General features: G+C 65.6%; 14 protein-coding genes and 1 pseudogene. 8 read left to right on the plus strand and 7 right to left on the minus strand.

The features are described from left to right. The first annotated feature begins 28 nt into the window (after window positions 1-28). The 5 genes from AC5V87_RS36525 (at window position 29) to AC5V87_RS36545 (ending at window position 6,557) form a co-directional block, all read left to right on the plus strand. Complete coding sequence (locus tag AC5V87_RS36525) at window positions 29-1,213, plus strand: ABC transporter substrate-binding protein (RefSeq protein ID WP_456842340.1); 1,185 nt, start codon at window positions 29-31, stop codon at window positions 1,211-1,213. 23 nt (window positions 1,214-1,236) lie between these two features. Next, the gene (locus tag AC5V87_RS36530) at window positions 1,237-2,763 is read left to right on the plus strand and encodes an acyl-CoA synthetase (protein WP_495369350.1); all 1,527 of its coding nucleotides are present in this window, start codon (window positions 1,237-1,239) and stop codon (window positions 2,761-2,763) included. Between the two features lie 163 nt (window positions 2,764-2,926). Then, complete coding sequence (locus AC5V87_RS36535) at window positions 2,927-4,690, plus strand: flavin-containing monooxygenase (RefSeq protein WP_495369351.1); 1,764 nt, start codon at window positions 2,927-2,929, stop codon at window positions 4,688-4,690. A gap of 127 nt (window positions 4,691-4,817) precedes the next feature. Then, window positions 4,818-5,795 (plus strand): peptidyl-alpha-hydroxyglycine alpha-amidating lyase family protein, encoded by a 978-nt coding sequence (locus AC5V87_RS36540; protein WP_495369352.1) that lies wholly within the window; start codon window positions 4,818-4,820, stop codon window positions 5,793-5,795. A gap of 204 nt (window positions 5,796-5,999) precedes the next feature. Beyond that, window positions 6,000-6,557 carry an HNH endonuclease gene (locus AC5V87_RS36545; protein ID WP_008543309.1) on the plus strand — a complete coding sequence of 186 codons (558 nt, stop codon included), beginning with the start codon at window positions 6,000-6,002 and terminating at the stop codon, window positions 6,555-6,557. 39 nt (window positions 6,558-6,596) lie between these two features. Here AC5V87_RS36545 and AC5V87_RS36550 read toward each other — a convergent pair. Next, window positions 6,597-7,093 (minus strand): annotated as a pseudogene (locus AC5V87_RS36550) (family 1 glycosylhydrolase); the annotation flags it as partial. Window positions 7,094-7,385: 292 nt separating this feature from the next. On the opposite strand from AC5V87_RS36550, the gene AC5V87_RS36555 reads away from it, so the two are divergent. Beyond that, window positions 7,386-7,607, plus strand: a complete 222-nt coding sequence (locus AC5V87_RS36555; RefSeq protein ID WP_456842336.1) for a dodecin — start codon at window positions 7,386-7,388, stop codon at window positions 7,605-7,607. 182 nt (window positions 7,608-7,789) lie between these two features. Next, window positions 7,790-9,694 (plus strand): sensor domain-containing diguanylate cyclase, encoded by a 1,905-nt coding sequence (locus AC5V87_RS36560; protein ID WP_495369353.1) that lies wholly within the window; start codon window positions 7,790-7,792, stop codon window positions 9,692-9,694. A gap of 57 nt (window positions 9,695-9,751) precedes the next feature. Here AC5V87_RS36560 and AC5V87_RS36565 read toward each other — a convergent pair whose 3' ends face one another. Continuing rightward, window positions 9,752-9,874 (minus strand): hypothetical protein, encoded by a 123-nt coding sequence (locus AC5V87_RS36565; RefSeq protein ID WP_456842334.1) that lies wholly within the window; start codon window positions 9,872-9,874, stop codon window positions 9,752-9,754. Between the two features lie 454 nt (window positions 9,875-10,328). Continuing rightward, a complete protein-coding gene (locus AC5V87_RS36570) occupies window positions 10,329-14,402 on the minus strand; it encodes an autotransporter family protein (protein ID WP_495369354.1) in 4,074 nt (1,357 codons plus the stop codon). A gap of 363 nt (window positions 14,403-14,765) precedes the next feature. Here AC5V87_RS36570 and AC5V87_RS36575 point away from each other — a divergent pair, with 363 nt between their 5' ends. Beyond that, entirely contained in the window at window positions 14,766-15,725 is a 960-nt protein-coding gene (locus AC5V87_RS36575) for a helix-turn-helix domain-containing protein (RefSeq protein ID WP_495369355.1), read from the plus strand. Between the two features lie 15 nt (window positions 15,726-15,740). Here AC5V87_RS36575 and AC5V87_RS36580 read toward each other — a convergent pair whose 3' ends face one another. Genes AC5V87_RS36580 through AC5V87_RS36595 form a run of 4 tightly spaced genes read right to left on the minus strand, consistent with a single transcriptional unit; the run spans window position 15,741 to window position 19,543 of the window. Continuing rightward, window positions 15,741-16,709, minus strand: coding sequence for an ABC transporter ATP-binding protein (locus tag AC5V87_RS36580; protein WP_456842329.1), 969 nt, complete (start codon window positions 16,707-16,709; stop codon window positions 15,741-15,743). Further along, entirely contained in the window at window positions 16,706-17,701 is a 996-nt protein-coding gene (locus AC5V87_RS36585) for an ABC transporter ATP-binding protein (protein WP_495369356.1), read from the minus strand. The genes AC5V87_RS36580 and AC5V87_RS36585 overlap by 4 nt, the downstream gene beginning before the upstream one ends. Next, window positions 17,701-18,618 (minus strand): ABC transporter permease, encoded by a 918-nt coding sequence (locus tag AC5V87_RS36590; protein WP_495369357.1) that lies wholly within the window; start codon window positions 18,616-18,618, stop codon window positions 17,701-17,703. Before AC5V87_RS36590 ends, AC5V87_RS36585 begins: the two co-directional genes overlap by 1 nt. Next, window positions 18,584-19,543, minus strand: a complete 960-nt coding sequence (locus AC5V87_RS36595) for an ABC transporter permease (protein ID WP_456842326.1) — start codon at window positions 19,541-19,543, stop codon at window positions 18,584-18,586. The genes AC5V87_RS36590 and AC5V87_RS36595 overlap by 35 nt, the downstream gene beginning before the upstream one ends. Between the last annotated feature and the right edge of the window lies 1 nt (window position 19,544).

Consider the following 19,544-nt stretch of genomic DNA (forward strand, 5'->3'; position numbering starts at 1 on the left):
GGACTGGCAACAAAAACAGGAGGACATCATGAAGCTGACAGCCGCATTGATCGGCCTGTCCCTGCTGGCCCTTGCCGGCGGCGGCGCCCACGCCGAAGGCAGCGACGAGATCCGCATCGGACAGACCCTGCCCTATAGCGGCCCGGCCTCCGGCTTCGGCGCGATCGGCCGGACGCAGGAAGCGTTCTTCGAGAAGATCAATGCCGAAGGCGGCATCAACGGCCGCAAGGTCAAGTTCATCACCCTGGACGACGCCTATTCGCCGCCGAAGACGGTCGAGCAGACCCGCAAGCTGGTCGAGCAAGACGAGGTGCTGATGATGTTCGGCTCGCTCGGCACCGCCACCAACAGCGCCGTGCAGCGCTACCTCAACGGCAAGAAGGTGCCGCAGCTGTTCGTGCTCTCGGGCGCGACCAAATGGGCCGATCCGCAGAAATATCCGTGGACCATGCCTGGCATGGCCGCCTATGAATCCGAAGGCGTAGTCTATGCCAAGCACGTGCTGCGCACCAAGCCGGGCGCGAAGATCGCGATCCTCTCCCAGAACGACGATTTCGGCCGCGACTATGTCGCGGGCTTCAAGCGCGCGCTCGGCGACAAGGCCGCCGGCATGATCGTTGCCGAAGCGACCTACGAGACCAGCGCACCGACGATCAGCTCGCAGCTCTCGACCCTGAAGGCATCGGGCGCCGACGTGCTGTTCGGCGTCGTGCTCGGCAAGTTCACCTCGCAGATGATCAAGGGCGTCGCCGAGATCGGCTGGAAACCCGAGCTGTTCTTCGTGCCGACCTCGGCCTCGTCGATCTCGTTCCTGGAGCCGGCCGGGCTCGACAACGCCGTCGGCCTGATCTCGTCGAGCAACCAGAAGGACACGATGGATCCGCAATGGGCCAGCGATCCCGGCGTGAAGGAGTATTTCGCCTTCATGAAGCAGTACCTGCCGAATGCGGACCTCTCTAACTCCAACTACGCGGCCGGCTACCACTACGCGACGCTGCTGATGACGGTGCTGAAGGCGTGCAAGGATGATTTCAGCCGCGACAACATCATGCGCCAGGCGGCCTCGCTGAAAGAGGTGAAGCTGCCGCTGCTGCTGCCCGGCATGTCCGTCACCACCGGCCCCGACGACTATCTGCCGTTCCAGCAGCTTCAGCTCCGGCGCTTCAACGGCAAGAGCTGGGTCGGCTTCGGCGACGTGCTGGACGATCGCTAGCCTCGAACGGAACAGGACAGACCATGATCATCAGCGGCGAGCGCCGGATCGGCTACGACGAGGTCCAGGCCCGCATCAAACGCGCGGCGCGCGGACTGCGCACCCTCGGCCTTGCCGAAGGCGCGCCGGTTGCCATGATGCTGCGCAACGACTTCGCCTTGTTCGAGGTGGTCGCGGCCTCGGCCGCCCTGGGCAGTCCCGTCGTGCCGATCAACTGGCACCTGAAGGCCGAGGAGGTCCGCTACATCCTGACCGATAGCGGAGCGAAGATCCTGATCTGCCACGCCGACCTGCTGCCGCAAATTCGCGGCGGCATTCCGGAGGATGTCCACCTGCTCGTGGTCGCGACCCCGCCCGAGTTGGCCACGACCTTCGCCATTCCCCATGAGCTGACCGAGGTCCCGGCGGGCCTCGCCGATTGGGACCGCTGGCGCGACGGCCACACGGAAATGCAGGAGCCGCCACGCCGCGCCGCGCCGATGATCTACACGTCGGGGACCACGGGCATGCCGAAGGGCGTGCGGCGCATGCCGATGCAGCCGGAGCAGGCCGCCGCCTCCGAGCGCGTCGGCGCGATCGCCTATGGCATCAAGCCGCGCGAGGGCCAGGTGGTGCTGATCAACGGGCCGATGTATCACTCGGCGCCGCATTCCTACGGCATGATGGCGTTCCGCAACGGCTGCACCATCGTCCTCCAGCCGCGCTTCGACGCCGAGGAGCTGCTGGCGCTGATCGAGCGCCAGCGTGTGACGCATATCCACATGGTGCCGACCATGTTCGTCCGTCTGCTGCGCCTGCCCGATGCGGTCAGGCAGCGCTACGATCTGTCGTCGCTGCGCTTCGTGGTGCACGGCGCGGCGCCCTGCCCGCCCGAGGTGAAGCGGGCCATGATCGAATGGTGGGGACCGGTCATCAACGAATATTTCGGCTCGACCGAGACCGGCATCCCGGTCTGGCACTCGGCGGAAGAGGCGCTGAAGAAGCCCGGCACGGTCGGCCGCGCCATCGAAGGCGGCATCGTCAAGATATTTCGCGACGACGGCAGCCTCTGCGACGTGAATGAGGTCGGCGAGATCTACATGCGCCAGACCGCGGTGCCCGATTTCGACTATCACGGCAAGGCGCAGGCGCGCGCCGAGGCCGGGCGCGACGGTCTCGTCAGCGTCGGCGACGTCGGCTATCTCGACGAGGACGGCTATCTGTTCCTGTGCGACCGCAAGCGCGACATGGTGATCTCGGGCGGCGTGAACATCTACCCCGCCGAAATCGAGAACGTGCTGATCGCGATGCGAGGAGTGCGCGATTGCGCCGTGTTCGGCATCCCCGACGCGGAATTTGGCGAGCGGCTGTGCGCCTGCATCGAGCCCGATGGGGCCGAGCCGCTCTCCGCGGCAGCGGTGCAGGCTTTTCTGCGCGAGCGGCTGGCCAACTTCAAGGTGCCGAAGGAAGTCCAGTTCCTGGAGGCGCTGCCCCGCGAGGCGACCGGAAAGATCTTCAAGCGCAAGCTGCGCGACCCCTACTGGGCGAACCGCAGGCCGGGCGGCACCTAGGTCGCTCTCCGCCCGCGTCCGCACGCGTGGAATTCCGAGCCATATTCCGCCCGGGCAGGGCCGCATTCCGGCCTCGCGCGGGTTCGCGGCTTTTGGCTGGCGGCGAAACCGTATAGCGTTCGATCTCTGAGGAAACGCCGCGAAGACGGCCATGAGGTCGCCCATGCTGGACCGGACGCAGGATATTTCCATCGCCGCGCAAGGCTGGCTCGACGAATTCGAGCGCATCCTGAGCAGACCTGATCCCGCGACGCTGGGCCCGCTCTTCGTCGCCGACGGCTTCTGGCGCGATGTGCTGGCGCTGAGCTGGAACCTGCAGACAATCGCGGGCCACGATGCGATCACGCAGGAGCTTGCGGCCCGCGCGCCCGAGGCGGCGCCGACGAATTTCAAGCTTGCGCCGAACCGTGCGCCGCCGCGCTGGGTGATGCGCGCCGGCACCAACAACATCGAGGCGATCTTCAATTTCGAGACCAAGCTCGGGCGCGGCAGCGGTATCGTGCGGCTCGTGCCCGATGCTACCGACGGCGACCGGCTGAAGGCGTGGACGCTGCTCACCGCGCTCGACGAGCTCAAGGGATTTGAGGAACAGCTCGGTACGTCGCGGCCGCGCGGCCAGGCCTATTCGCGCGATTTTCGCGGACCCAACTGGCTCGACCAGCGCAACGCCTCGCGCGACTATGCCGATCGCGATCCCACCGTGCTGGTGGTCGGCGGCGGCCAAGCCGGGCTTGCGATCGCGGCACGGCTGAAGCAGCTCAAGATCGACACGCTGATCGTCGATCGCGGGGCGCGGATCGGCGACAACTGGCGCAAGCGCTATCACGCGCTCACGCTGCACAATCAGGTGCAGGTCAATCACCTACCCTACATGCCGTTCCCGCCGAACTGGCCGGTCTATATTCCCAAGGACAAGCTCGCCAACTGGTTCGAAGCCTATGTCGATGCGATGGAGCTGAACTTCTGGACCGGCACCGAATTCGAGGGCGGCGCCTATGACGAGGCCAAGGGCTGCTGGACCGCGACGCTGCGCCGTGCCGACGGCAGCCAGCGCATCATGCATCCACGCCATGTGATCATGGCGACCGGCGTCAGCGGCATTGCCAATGTCCCTGACATTCCGACCCTCGAAAACTTCAAAGGCACACTGCTGCATTCCAGCCGCTACGAGGACGGCGAGAACTGGACCGGCAAGCGCGCCATCGTCATCGGCACCGGCAACAGCGGCCACGACATCGCGCAGGATCTTTATTCCAGCGGCGCCGAGGTGACGCTGGTGCAGCGCTCGCCCACCCTCGTCACCAATATCGAGCCGTCGGCCCAGCTGGCTTACGCGACCTACAATGAAGGCACGCTCGAGGACAATGATCTGATCGCGGCCTCGATGCCGACGCCGCTCGCGAAGAAGACCCATGTCATGCTGACCGAGCAATCGAAGCAGCTCGACAAGGAGCTGCTCGAGGGCCTCTCGCGTGTCGGCTTCAAGCTCGATTTCGGCGAGGCCGGCACCGGCTGGCAGTTCAAATACCTCACCCGCGGCGGCGGCTATTACTTCAACGTCGGCTGCTCCAACCTGATCGTCGAGGGCGCGATCAAGCTCAAGCAGTTCTCCGACATCGAGGGCTTTACAGCCACGGGCGCAGAGATGAAGGACGGCACGACTGTTCCGGCCGACCTCATCGTGCTCTCGACCGGCTACAAGCCGCAGGAATATCTGGTGCGGAAACTGTTCGGCGATGCCATCGCCGACCGCGTCGGCCCGATCTGGGGCTTTGGCGACGGCTTTGAGCTGCGCAACATGTATGCGCGCACCAAGCAGCCCGGCTTGTGGTTCATCGCCGGCAGCCTCGCGCAGTGCCGCATCAACTCGAAATATCTCGCGCTCCAGATCAAGGCGATCGAGGAAGGGATTTTGGGGCGGACATAACCACAGCCGTCATTCCGGGACGCGCGCAGCGCGGTCCCGGATCCATGAACACTTCGGGACGCGCGGCCCGATAGATTCCGGGTTCACGCTTCGCGTGCCTTGGAACGACAAGAGGAGAGAACATCCCATGCCAGTCATTCTCGGCACCGGCGAGCACCGCTACCGCGTCGTCGACAATTTCGCGAAGCTGCCCGAGGGCTGGCAGCTCACCGACGTCGCCTCGGTCGCCGTCGACAGCAAGGACCGCGTCTACGTTTTCAATCGCGGCGCCCATCCGATGGTGGTTCTGGACCGCGAGGGCAATTTCCTCCGAAGCTGGGGCGGAGGTCTTTTCTCCCGCGCGCACGGGCTACACATCGATGCCGACGACCATCTCTACTGCACCGACGATGGCGACCACACCGTGCGCAAATGCACGACCGAGGGCAAGGTGCTGCTGACGATCGGCATTCCCGCAAAGCCGGCACCGTTCATGAGTGGCGAACCGTTCCACCGCTGCACTCACACGGCACTGTCGCCGAAGGGCGAGATCTACGTCTCCGACGGCTATGGCAACGCGCGCGTCCACAAGTTCACCCCTGACGGCAAGCTGATCAAGAGCTGGGGCGAGCCCGGCACCGATCCCGGCCAGTTCAACATCGTGCACAATATCGCGACCGATGCCGACGGCTGGATCTATGTCGCCGACCGCGAGAACCACCGCGTGCAGGTGTTCAATGGCGAGGGCAAGTACGAAACGCAGTGGAACAATTTGCACCGGCCCTGTGCGCTGTGCTGCTGCAGCGGGGCCAAGAGCCCGACCTTCGTCATCGGCGAGCTCGGCCCCGGCCTCGACATCAACCGCAATGTGCCCAATCTCGGCCCTCGGCTGTCGATCGTCGACGCACACGGCAAGCGCATTGCGCGTCTCGGCGGCGAGCAAGGCCCAGGCGTTTCCAGCGGAAAATTCCTGGCGCCGCACGGCATCGCGCTGGATTCGAGGGGCGACATCTATGTCGGCGAAGTCGGCGTCACCAACTGGAAAACCAGCTTTCCCGACGAGGAGATGCCCGCCGCGGTACGCGCCACGCGCTGTCTGCAGAAGCTGGAACGGGTGCGGGAATGAGGCACCGGCGAGGCACGCCTTGCGGTTCCGGACCGGCCTCGCATGACCCTGCCGAATCGCGGCGTTTTTGAGCGGTTGCCACCCCGCCGCCGCATTGCTCGCGCCTGAATAAGTCGCTCGACGGGCTTCACAATCCCGTCACGCTGCATGTAGTATGTCAGTACATGCTGCTTCGCAGCGTACATTGGAGGCCAGGAGCGTTACTTGAACGCACATGTCTCGCAAGGCAGTTGGCCGGTGCTGGTCCTGAATGCGGACTTCCGGCCGCTGAGTTACTACCCACTGTCTCTGTGGTCGTGGCAGGACGCGATCAAGGCGGTGTTCCTCGACCGCGTCAACATCGTCGCACATTACGATCAGGCTGTTCGAAGTCCCACGCTGGAGATGCAGCTGCCCAGCGTCGTCTCGCTCAAGTCCTTCGTCAAGCCGACCACCCACCCCGCCTTCACCCGTTTCAACGTCTTCCTGCGCGATCGTTTCGCCTGCCAATATTGCGGCTCGCCCGAAGACCTCACCTTCGATCACATCATCCCGCGCAGCAAAGGCGGCCAGACCACCTGGGAGAACGTGGTCGCGGCATGCTCGCCCTGTAACCTGCGCAAGGGCAATCTTACCCCGGCGCAGGCCAAGATGTTTCCACGCCAGAGCGCGTTCGCGCCGACGGTGCACCAGCTCCACCGCAACGGCCGCCTGTTCCCGCCGAACTATCTGCACGACAGCTGGCTGGACTATCTCTACTGGGATACGGAGCTGGATCCGTAGAGGCCGACCTCACATCGCGATCGCATTCCGCGCCATAACCGCATCCGCACCGGCATAGGCGAGGAAGCCGTCGGTGTATCTGCCCTCCAGCACCACGCCGAGGAAGCCGGCGTTGAGTTCGCGCGTCGCGATCTCGGCGGCGCGGATGTTGTCCGGCGTCGCGATCGCCGGCACGCAGGCGGCGATGTTCTCGGCCGCGCCGACGCGTGTGCCGGCGCGCCCGGAGGAGCGGATCGCCTGCACCGCGAGCCCGTGTCCCAGCGCGACGTGATGGCGAGCCTGATTGAGCTGCGCCGCCGGCAGCTTGAGGCCGGGCGCGTCGATGCCCCAGCCATAGCCGAAATTCACGAAGCACCCGACTTCGTTCACGGCGAAGATGGTCTTCACGCGATCGGTCAGGCGCGCCGCGAAGTGTAGCTCGACTGCCAGCCGCCAACGCGGTCCTGCAGCGCCTGCGGCAGGTCCCAGTGATGGAGCGTGGCGCAGGGCGTGATGCCGTTCGCGACGAGACGGTTGTAGAAATCGAGCCGCTTGGGAAACATGCCAGGCAAGGCGCAGAAATTAACTCGCCCGCATTCGGACGGGCAAGTGCAACCATGCGGCCGGCGCGCGCTGCCCGGACATGCGAGCCAGATTTTCGTGCACTTACAAAAACCAGACCTGCACGCTTTCCCCATCCTATCCGCAAAACCTCGCGGGCAGTCGAGCGTCGCCCGAGGGAACCCGAAACGCCGGCATCCGTTCAATTGATACCGCATGTCTCGCGAAAACCGACGGGCTTGCGGACGAAGCATCCAGGTCACGCCGCCACACAAGGGGAGAAGCGTCATGCCCGCAACCGAGAAGGATCACGTCTACAAGATCCTGGAACTGGTCGGATCGTCCGAGGCCTCGATCGACGATGCGATCAAGAACGCGGTCAGCCGCGCGGCCAAGACCGTTCGCGAGATGAAATGGTTCGAGGTGGTGCAGACGCGCGGCCATATCGAGAACGGCACCGTGCGCCACTACCAGGTGACGCTGCGCGTCGGCTTCACGCTGGAGGAATGAGGCGGCGGACAGGAGGCGGAAGCCATTGCGCGGCCGGCGGCTTGGTTAACATCCTTCGACCACAACCCGTCGCAATGTCGAGATTCCCTCCGGCCGAATACGGCTCCGCACAATCATCGTGGATGTTGCAACAGGCCGTTAAGGCGAAAGTGAGAGGTTTGCGCCGATTTGGAGCAAGCCTGATGGTCACCAGCCGGGAACTCGGCAAGACGCGCCTTCCGCTCTGGGCGGCGGGCTTCGTCGTGCTGATTTGCGCTGCGATCCTCGGCTTGAGCGCCTGGCGCGAATGGGTGGCGCGCGATGCCGAGCTCAGGAACGCCGAGATCGACGTCGCCAATCTGGCGCACTCGCTGATCCAGCACGCCGACGACACCTTCGAGCTCGCCGATACGATCCTGGTCGGGCTGGTGCACCGGCTCGAGCTCGACGGCACCGGCCCCGACACCATCGCCAAGCTCCAGACATACCTGCCGACCCGCAAATCATCGGACCGCATCCGCGGCATCTTCGTCTATGACGAGACCGGCCGCTGGCTCGCGACGACCGAGCATGTCGATTTCTCCAAGCTCAACAACAGTGACCGCGAATATTTCCGGCAGCACCGCGACTTACCGGACAAGGGCACGCTGATCGGGCGACCGATCAGGAGCCGCGCGGGCGGGCAGTGGATCATCACCGCCTCGCGCCGGATCGACCATCCCGACGGCAGCTTCGCCGGCGTCGCCCTGCTCACGATCGACGTCGCCTATTTCATGAAGTTCTACGAGCGCTTCGACTTCGGGCCGAACGGCTCGGCGTCGCTGCTGAACAATAGCGGCATCATGCTGGCGCGCAGCCGCGACGAGAGCGGCGCCTTCGTCGGACGCGACCTGTCCAATGCACCCTTGTTCAGGGAATGGCAAAGCCGTCCCGCGGCGGCCGTCTACTATTTCAAGTCGCCGCTCGATGGCGTGCAGCGGCTGAGCTACTATCAGCGCAGCAGCCGCTATCCCTTGATGGTGCTGGCGAGCAAGTCGCAGGACGACGTGCTGGCGCCCTGGTGGCGCGCGGCCACCACGCGCATGACCTTCGTCCTCGGCCTCGTCCTGCTCATCGCGGTGATCGGCTTCTACCTGGTCCGTCAGCTCTTGCAGCGGCAGCGCATGGCTCAGGCCCTGATCGCCAAGGAGGCGAATTTCCGTCTGCTGGCCGAGCAATCCAGCGACATGGTGACCCGGATCGGGCTGGACAACCGGCTGCTCTACGTCTCTCCGGCGTGCGTGCGCATCACCGGCTGGTCCGCCGAGGAGCTGCTGGACACCTCCTCGCTCGCCGGCATTCACGCTGACGACATGGAACGGGTCGAGCAGGCCATCGCCGCGCTGAAGAACGGCGAAGCCGAGGAGGCCCGGTTCGTCTATCGTCAGCGTCATCGCGACAAGGGCGAGATCTGGGCCGAGGCGGCGCTGCATGTCACCCTGGCGTCGGACAGCGGCGAGATCGACGGCGTCGTCGCGGTGGTGCGCGACATCACCGAGCAGAAGGATCTTCAGGACAAGCTCGCCTCGCTGGCAACGACCGATGGCCTGACCGGCCTCGCCAACCGGCGCACGTTCGACGAACGCCTTGCCGAGGAGTGGGCGCGCGCCCGGCGTGACGGCACGCAGTTGTCGCTTCTGTTGATCGATGTCGATCATTTCAAGAAGTTCAACGACCATTATGGACATCTGGCGGGCGACGGATGCCTGCGCGCGCTGGGCCGGATTCTGTCGGCCTATGCGAGGCGCCCGGCCGATCTCGCGGCGCGCTACGGCGGCGAGGAATTCGCCCTGCTGCTGCCGAACACCGGCCCGGACGGCTGCGCCGAGGTCGGTGAGGGGATTCGCCAGGCGCTGCAGGACCTCGCCATTCTGCATGCGCAGAACCCGCCCTCGCGGCTGGTGACCGCGAGCATCGGCGCCGCGACGAGTTTGCCCGCCCAGACCGCGATGGACTGTAGCGCACTGGTCGCTGCCGCCGACCGCGCGCTCTACGCCGCCAAGGACAATGGCCGCGACAGGCTGGTGATGTCGGGACAGGTTGTCCCCTGGCCCGCCAGAACCGCCTGACCGGACCAAGCCTGACCAGGCGTGGCGGACGGTGGTGAGTGCTCAGCCGCGGGCCCGCTAGTCGTACAACGCGAGAGATTTTTCGGGCGGCGCGGCGGCGGTGCCGGAGGGCGGCATCAGGAACACTGCGGTCAGGATGTGGAGAACGCAAAAGCCGACCGCGATGATCGCGAGCAGCATATTGTCGCTCAGTACCGGAATTTGAACGAGGCTCTTGCGCGCCGACCTCTCCCCAACTGACATCGTTAGTGGCTCTCCCGGCCGGACATGTCGGAAGCGACTTGCTGGACAGGCTTCGCCATGAGGTCGGCATATTGTCCCAGGATGCGACGGGCCTGCATTCGCCGCGAGTGATGCAATGCTTGAAGCAGGAATTCCAAGAGGCCTTTGCGCCGCCGGCGGCGGTGGAAAGCTGTTCGGGACCCAACGAGCGCGGCCGCTGGAAACGACGTTTCGGTCATCGGTAAAGCTCCACGATCGGCATCCTTGAGCCGCCGACGCGACGATGGTGTGGTGCGCGGCTTCGCCTAAAAGCCGCATTGGTGCCGAACGTAGCAATCCAACGACAGACGCGTTATGCCGTACGTCTCATTGACGCTGATATTTTCGAGGGGCGCTCGCGAGAGGCCGGGATTCACCAGGCGTAGTGCACACTACCCTTGCCGGCATAACTACGCGTGACGTTCGAAAACTCTCCCTCGAAGCCTGCACCCATCGACCAGCCGTTCAGCCATTTCATCTCGATCGTTGCGGTGGTGAGCGCGGCGTCGCGCGCCTGCGCCGCGCCGTTGACCACGAAGCCGGCACCGGGCAACGCCTGGAAGGTCGCTCCGATCGAACGATCCGGATTGAAATCATGCGCCCAGGCGGCGCGGCCGCGCAGCGTCAGCACGCCGTCCAGCATGGCGAAGGATTTGTCGCTGCGCAGGCCCAGCTCGCTGCGCGTGTCGGTGACGCTTTTTGCAGCATAGCTCAAGGCGAACGAGGGCGAGCCCGAGACGACCTGCTCGGCATAGGCCGGCAAATCGAAGGTGACGAACTGCGCTGCGCCATAGGGCGTGACGCCGATGCCGCCAATCCATGGCGCGATGAGGCGATAGCCGCCTTCGATGCGGCCGGAATAGGCATTGGCGTTGAATTCGGCGCGCAGGCGATCAGCGCCGGCGATCGTCACCATGCGATCGGTGGTGATGTCCTGCCAACCATAGGCAAGCGCCGCGGAGACGTAGGCCGGGCCATTGCTGTGGCGCAGATAGGCGCCGGCCTGGAAAAGGTCGGAGCGGCCCGAGCCGAGACCGTTTGCGATGCTGAAATTGGTCCCGCCGCCGGCCAGCGCAAAGCCGGCGAGCGTATCTGCCGAGAACCGGTAATCGGCCCCGGCGGCGGTCCCAAAGATGCGGCTCGTAGTATCGTTCGAGCCGACGATCGCATTGCCTCCCGTCGTCTGCGATCCGCCGAAACCTGCGGCCCACACGCTCCAGCGCGGCTCGACGTTTTTCGGCGGCGCCTTGGTGACCATGGCGAACGCATCGGTGCGCGTGCGCGCGGCATAAGCGTTGGCGCTGTCTTCGTTCGCAAAGCCGGCCGCGCCACCGCTTGCCCCTGGTCCGCCATTCTGCCGCGCGACAGGATCGGTGAGCAGGCCCATGAACTGGCCCATCGCCTGGAACGTCGTCTGCTGCGTGCCGGCGCCGAGTTCGCCTGAGGCTTGCGTGAGCGCTGCGGGCGTCAGCGTGCCATAAACCAGCGGAATGCCGCCGTTCGCGTTGAAGAAATTCGTCAACGCATTGCCGACCGCCTGCTGGTTAGCGTTGAGCCCGGCAGGAATTGTAAAGATCAGCGCTAGATTGAGATAGACATGGTTGGCGTCGTAGCTGAGGCTCGTTCCGAAGCTGGACGGCAAGTTGGTGTTGACCACGGCCGGATCAAACGTCCCAGAGATGCCGCCGCTCGCGCTGAGGATCGTGTAGGTCCTGCTGACATAGCTGCCGCTTGCGAAGACGGCATTGACCTTGGCGTTGCCGAGCTGCGCTGTGCCAGTGACATTCGCATAGGAGGCCGCCGAGGGACTGACCTGAACGAGGTAGATCGCGCCGGACTGGAAGGCGAGGTTGCCGGTGATCGTCATGGAGCTGCCCGGCATGCCATTGCCAGGCGCAAACCTCCCAGCGACGTTGACATAGGTGTCGCCGACCGAACCGCTGCCGGCCAGCGTGCCGCCGCTGTTGATCGTGGGATCGCTGAGCGTGCCCAAGACATCGAGCACGCCGCCGTTCACCGTCGTCCCACCGCTATAGGTGTTGCTTCCGGTCACAAAGGTCGTGCCGCTCGTCGTCGTCAGACTCGCGGTTCCGCCGATACCATTCAGTGTGCCGCCAGTAGAGGTGATCGGCGCATTGAGATTGCCGTTCTGGATCGTGCCGCCGGCAAGAGCGACGGCAGCCTGCGTCTGCGTCGTACCGCCGAGATCGAGGGTGCCGCCCGCAACAGTCGTCGTACCAGTCGTGGCACCGAGAGTGCCGGCGCCCGAAAGCTGCAGCGTACCGGCCGAAACCGTCGTGACGCCCGAATAGGTGTTGGTGCCGGACAGCAACGTCGTGCCGCTTGTCGTCGTCAGGCTGGCGCTGCCGCTGATGCCATTGAGTGTGCCGCCGCTCGAGGTGATCGGCGCGTCGAGATTGCCGTGCTGGATCGTGCCGCCCGAGAGACTGATGGCAGCCTGCGTCTGCGTCGTGCCGCCGAGATCGAGCGTGCCGCCGGACACGGTGGTGGCTCCGCCGGTGGCGCCAAGCGTGCCGGTGCCCGTGAGGTGTAGCGTGCCAGCCGTGACGGTGGTACCTCCGGTGTACGCATTCGTTATCGAAAGTGCCAGCGTTCCGTTGCCGGTCTTGGTGAGAGCGCCGGCGCCGGCGAGCGCGTTGGCGAACGCGACGTTGTTGCCGTTGGTATCGAAGGTGGCGCCGCCGGCGCCGATCGCGGTGAGCCGGGCGGAAATGTCGATCGTGTTACCGCTTGCCCATTGCAGGCCGCCGCCATTCAGCGTGACGTTGCCGGATCCGAAATTGTTCGCGGCGCTGAACTTGATTAGGCCGCCGGTGATCGACGTGCCGCCGCTATAGCTATTTGCAGCACTGAGGGTCAGTGTCCCGGCGCCAGACTTGATGATGCTGCCGCTTCCGGCGATATCGCTGGCAACCGATTGGCTGCCGCCGCTTCTGACGCTGTAGGTCGCGGTAGCGCCGTTCAGGTACAGAGCGCCGCCGGCGGCCGAACCGCTCGCACCGTTCGTGTTACCGGCGCCGCCCGCACCGGCCGTTACCGTGTTGCTGGACGCAAAGGAGGTGTCCTGGATCGTGAGCGTCCCGCCCTGGCGAACGAAGACGGCACCACCATAGGCCGAGCCACCGTCGCCGCCGTTCCCGGGAGTGCTGCCCTGGTTGCCGAGGCTGGCACCGCCATTGCCGCCGCCGAAACCAGCAGTGCCGGCGCCACCAACGGGGCCGCCAGAAGCGCCTTGCGACCCGCCGCCGCCACCACCCGCGCCGAAACCTCCGGCGCCGCCATTTGCCCCGGTGCCGCCGCCGCCGCCGCCGCCGAAATCCCCGCCGCGGCCGCCCGGGCCACCCGTCGCGCCGCTTCCGTACGCGCCGCCGCCGCCGCCGCCGCCGACACCGCCATTGCCTCCATTACCCGCAGTGCTGCCGTACGCGCCGCCCCCGCCGCCACCACCGAATCCTCCGGTACCCCCGGAGCCTCCGTTGCCCAACGCGTTACCGTTACCGCCACCGCCGCCACCGCCGCCGTACCCACCAGCTACGCCATCTCCTCCGTTTGTAGACCCGTTGCCCGCGGCTCCGCCCGATCCTCCATTCGGCGCGCCGCCCGCGCCACCGGCGCCGGAGCGGTTGCCGTTTGTGCCGGAGCCACTCAGGCCACCCCCTCCGCCAGCGCCGGAACTCATCCCAACGTTGTTCCCGCCACCGGTCCCACCATTGCCCGCAAGACCCCCGCCGCCGCCGCCGGCGCCTTCCCCACCCGCGCCGCCCGTGCCGGACCAGCCGCCACCGCCGCCGCCAGAGCTATTACCGCCAGCACCGCCGGCGCCGAAGATTCCTCCGCCGCCTCCGCCACCCCCCACCAGAGCGCCGCCCGAGAAGGATGAGCCACCAGCGCCGCCCATGGCGTTGTTGTTGGCGAGGCTGACGCCCGAGAGGGTGACATTCGCCCCCGTATTGACGAACACCGCGCCACCTGCGCCGAGCCCTCCGCCGCCCCCACCGGAACTGAAACTTGACGAGCCGCCGGCCCCGCCTTGCGCCACCGTGTTCTGGATCGCCAAATTGCCGATCGAGACCGTTCCCGAGTAGACAAAGAACCCGTGCTGCACGCCGCCGCCGTCGAGTGCGTTGTTACCGCCGTTGATCGTGATCGTGCTGTTGCTCATGACCACAGGCAGCGTCGTCATCCCGGTCAGCGTGATATTCTGGGTGAGGTTGAGCGTGTAGCTGGTGTTCGGATTGTTGTTGATGGTGGTGAGCGCCGCCACCAAGCTGGCGCCATCGCTCGCCGTGAGGACGGTCTGAGCGGCAACCGGGTCAAGGCTCACCAACTCCGATGTCGCGAGCACCACAATCGCACAGCCAACCATGACTGCACGCGCGGCGAGCGATCGACGTGGCAGGTCCAGCAACTGTAATCTGGCTGTCATAAACCAATCTCGGACGCGAACTGTGCCGCACGCGATCAAGAATGAGGCAGGGCCTGCGGCAAGTGGATCGGGACACCCCTTAACAGGCAGGCCGCATACGCGATGTGCCCAGAATCTCAGCCGTGAATTCATGCCGTCACTGATGCAATCGCATCACAACTTCCGCGGCAGGCGTTGCCACTTCCACGCGGTTGCTCGACATTGTCCGGATCACTAGATACGGCCGTGGATGTCGGCAGTCCGGATGATCTATGTCCGCGGCCGGTGTCATCGGGGGACGGCGTGGACGGAGCAGTTGCGAACGAGAGCCTGCCGGCGGATGACGGCGAGCGCGGACCGGCTGCGCTGGCGCAGATGCGCGCCATGACCGCCGACGTCTGCGAAGTCATTCCGCTCACCCCAGAGGACGATTTCCATATCACCGCCGTGACGAGGATGGCCGGCAACGCATTGCTGGTCGAATCACGCGTGACTGACGTCGAATACGACCGGACGCCCGCGCACATCGCCCGCGGGGGCATGGATCACTATCACGTGACCCTGTGTCTCGAAGGCGAGATGTGGTTCAGCTCCGGCCGGCGCGAGGTGACGCTGAAGCCTGGCGACATCTGCCTGCTCGATATGGGCCCCCCGAACCGGACCGTGCTGCGGGGCGGCAGCGGCCGCACCCACCTCAGGGCAATCATCCTGCCACGCGCAATGCTGGCGCCACGCCTCGCCCATCCCGATGCGGCCACGGCGGTGTTGTTGCCGGCGGAGCATCCCCATGCCCGGCTGCTCGCCAGCCATTTTGCGGCGCTGATGCTGCCTCCAGATCCCGAGGCCGGCAGCGTCGAGGCCACGATCGAGGCGATCGCCGATATCGTGGCATCGGCCGCCGGCGGCGCCGCTGACATTGCAACAGGCGTCGAGCGGGCCGAGCGGCATCTCTACCTTGCGATGATCAAACGCCACATCGCGCACAATCTGGAGACGGACGCGCTTACCGTGCAAGAGCTGTGTCGTCATTTCCAGATTTCGCGCGCGACCCTCTATCGTCTGTTCGAGGCCGATGGCGGGCTGGCGCATTACATCAGGGAGCGGCGGCTCGACCTGGCCTTTCGCCAGATGATTTCCCCGTCCGCGGAGGACAAGCGTCTGATCGACCTCGCGGTCGACCTGCGCTTCAGCAGCGATTCCACCTTCATCCGCGCCTTCCGCCGCAAGTTCGGCGTCACGCCGGGCGAGCTCAGGGAAATGGCCGACAATTGGCTCCGCGAGACCGGAGCGATCCCGGCGATCGACACGCTGCTGCACCAATTGGGGCGCCGCCGCAGGTCATAGCTTCGGCGACCACCTTCAGGCGAGATGACACGCCACGAAATGCCCGCCCGCGCCTTCCTTCAGCTCCGGCGCGACTTCCGCGCAGCGCGGCTGCGCGATCGGGCAACGGGTGTGGAAATGGCAGCCTGACGGCGGCTTCATCGGGCTCGGCACGTCGCCTTTGAGGCGGATGCGCTCGCGCTTGAGCTTCGGATCGGGTACCGGTACCGCCGACAACAGCGCCCTGGTGTAGGGATGCTGCGGGTTGCGGTAGAGGTCGCTCGCCTTCGCCAGCTCGACGATGCGGCCGAGATACATCACCGCGACGCGGTCGGAGATGTGCTCGACCACGGACAGGTCGTGCGCGACGAAGAGATAGGTGAGGTTCAGCTCGGCCTGCAGATCCTCCAGCAGGTTGATGACCTGGGCCTGGATCGAGACGTCGAGCGCGGAGACCGGCTCGTCGCAGACGATCAGCTTCGGCTCGACCGCGAGCGCGCGCGCGATCACGATGCGCTGGCGCTGGCCGCCGGAGAATTCGTGCGGATAGCGCCGCATGTGCTCGGGCTTGAGCCCGACCTTCACGAGCAGGCCCGCGACGCGCTCCTCGCGCTCCTTGGCAGAGGAGGCGAGATTGTGGATGGTGAAGGCTTCGCCGAGGATGGCACCGACCGTCATGCGCGGATTGAGTGAGGCGAACGGATCCTGGAACACCAGCTGCATGTTCCGCCGCATCGCGCGTAGATCGCTGCCGCCGAGCTGGCGCACGTCCTGGCCGTCGAAGGTGACCTCGCCGTCGGTCGGCTCGATCAGGCGCAGCACGCAGCGTCCCGTCGTCGACTTGCCACAGCCGGATTCGCCGACGAGACCGAGCGTCTCGCCGCGATTGACCGAGAACGACACGCCGTCGACCGCGTAGACGGTGCCGACCTGGCGCGACAGCAGGCCGCCGAGCACGGGGAAGTGTTTCTTCAGGCCGCTGACGCGCAGCAAGGGCTCGCTCATGACACGTTCCCCAACTGCGGATCTCCCAGATGACAGGCCATGCGGTGGCCGGGCGCGACCTCGCGAAGCAGCGGCTCCTTCGCAGTGCAGACGTTCATGGCAAACTTGCAGCGCGGCGCAAAGCGGCAGCCGACCGGCGGATTGATCAGGATCGGCACCGAGCCGCCGATCGCCTCGAGCCGCGTCTTGTGCTCGCTGTCGAGATCGATGCGCGGGATCGAGCGGATCAGGCCTTGCGTATAGGGATGGCGCGGGTTGGCGAAGAGATCGTCGACGGGCGCCTCCTCCACCACCTTGCCGGCATACATCACGACGACGCGCTGCGCAGTCTCGGCGACGACGCCCATGGCATGGGTGATCAGCATCACCGCCATGCCGAAACGCTCCTTCATGTCCTGGAGCAGATCGAGGATCTGCGCCTGGATGGTGACGTCGAGCGCGGTGGTGGGCTCGTCGGCGATGATCAGCTTCGGCTTGCAGGCGAGCGCCATCGCGATCATCACGCGCTGGCGCATGCCGCCGGAGAACTGGTGCGGATAGTTGTGCACGCGGCCTTCCGCGTTCGGGATCTGCACCAGCTTCAGCATCTCGATGGTGCGCTCGAGCGCCTGCTTCTTCGTCACCGCCTCATGCCGGCGCAGACTCTCGGCGATCTGCTCGCCGACGGTGAGCACCGGATTGAGCGAGGTCATCGGCTCCTGGAAGATGAAGCCGATCTCCTTGGCGCGGATCTCGTCGAGCTGGTTGCTCGTCAGCGGCACCAGGTCGCGGCCCTCGAAGATGATCTGGCCCGCGGCGATACGGCCGGGCGGCATCGCGATCAGCTTCAGGATCGACATCGCGGTCACGGTCTTGCCGCAGCCGGACTCGCCGACGACGCAGAGCGTCTCGCCGCGGTTGATCGAGATGTCGACGCCGTCGACGGCCTGGAGGATGCCGTCGTCGGTGGAGAAATGAGTTTTGAGCCCTTTGATTTCGAGCAGCGGCGCCATCAGATCACCCGTCGCGCATCGAGCGCGTCACGCAGGCCGTCGCCGGTGAAGTTGATGGCGACCACGGCGATGAAGATCGCGCCACCCGGAAACAGCGCCCAGTGCGGGCCGATGTCGAGAAAATCCTTGGCGTCGAACAATAGCCGGCCCCAGGTCGGGGTATCCGGCGGAAAGCCGAGGCCGAGGAACGACAGTGTCGATTCGGCGATGATAGCGGCCGCAACGTCGATCGTGCCGGCGATGATCACGGGTCCGACCGCATTGGGTAGGATGTGCCGTACCACCTGCCGCACCGGGCTGGCGCCCAGCGCGCGCGCCGCCTCCACGAACTCCTTCTCGCGGATCGACAGGAACTGCGCGCGCACGAGGCGGGCGACCGGCATCCAGCGCAGGCCGCCGATGACGAGCACGATCAGGATGAAGATGCCGCCTTCGGGACCGAACATCGACTTCAGCCCGTCGCGGAAGAGATAGATCAGCAGCAGCAGCAAGGGCAGCTGCGGCAGGGACAGGAACAGGTCGGTGAGCCACATCAACCCGTGCCCCAGCGCACCGCGCGACATGCCGGCGAGCGCGCCGATCAGCGTGCCGATGAACACCGAGACCAGCATCGCGGCCAGCCCGACCGCAAGCGAGATCCGCCCGCCATAGATCATGCGGGCGAGGATGTCCTGGCCGAGATCGTCGGTGCCGAAAGGGTGCGCGAGCGAGGGCCCCTGCAGCCCCGCCACGATGTCGATGTCGTTGATCTTGATGCGCCAGATGAACGGGCCGATGACGACCGCCAGGATCAGGATGAGGAGCAGGAAGGCGCTGATCACGGCGAGCTTGTGGCGGCTGTAGCGCCGCCACGTCTCGCGCCAGGGCGAATAGACGCCCCGCTCAGCGGAGGGAGATGCGAGGGTCAAGCCAGCCATACAGGACGTCCGCGATGAGGTTGAACAGCACCACGAGGCACGCGAAGACGAAGGTGACGGCCATCACCACCGGCGTGTCGTTGGAAAGGATGGAGGAGATCAGCAGCGAGCCGATACCAGGGATACGGAAGATCTGCTCGGTGACGATGGCGCCGCCGAACACCGCCGGCATCTGCAATGCGATCAGCGTCACGACCGGGATCATGGCGTTGCGCATCACGTGCTTGACGATGACCTTGGCCTGGCCGAGGCCCTTGGCGCGCGCCGTGGTGACGTAGTCGAGCCTGATGACGTCGAGCATCGCGGAGCGGACGAAGCGCGTCATCGATGCGGCCTGGAACAGGCCGAGCACCGCCACAGGCATGATCGCCTGGCGGATCATCTCCAGCACCCAGTGGATGCCGGTCGCCTTGATGTCGGTGGTGTAGACGAAGGGCAGCCAGTCCAGCGTGACCGAGAAGATCAGGATGAACAGGATGCCGGTGAAGAAGGTCGGCAGCGAGAAGCCGACGAAGGCGAGCGTGTTGGCGATCTGGTCGAACAGCGAATAGGGCTTCGTCGCGGCATAGACGCCGACGGGAATCGCGATCAATAGCGCCAGGATCTGCGCCGAGCCGATCACGTAGAGCGTGGCCGGCAGGCGCTGGAGGATGAGCTGATCGACGTTCATCCGGCTGACGAACGAGAAACCCCAGTCGCCATGCAGCATGGCGGAGAGCCAGCTCAGGTAACGAAGGTAGATCGGATCATCGAGGCCGAACTTGGCCCGAAGTGCGGCCTGCACTTCGGGCGGCACGTTCGGGTTCGTCGCCAGCTCCGAGAAGGGATCTCCCGGCGCCAGCGCCAGCACGACGAACAGGACGACCGAGATCCCGAGCAGGCTCGGAATCGCGATCAGGAGGCGACGCAGGACATACTGACTCATG

The sequence above is a fragment of the Bradyrhizobium sp. SOJA106 genome (assembly GCF_059448745.1).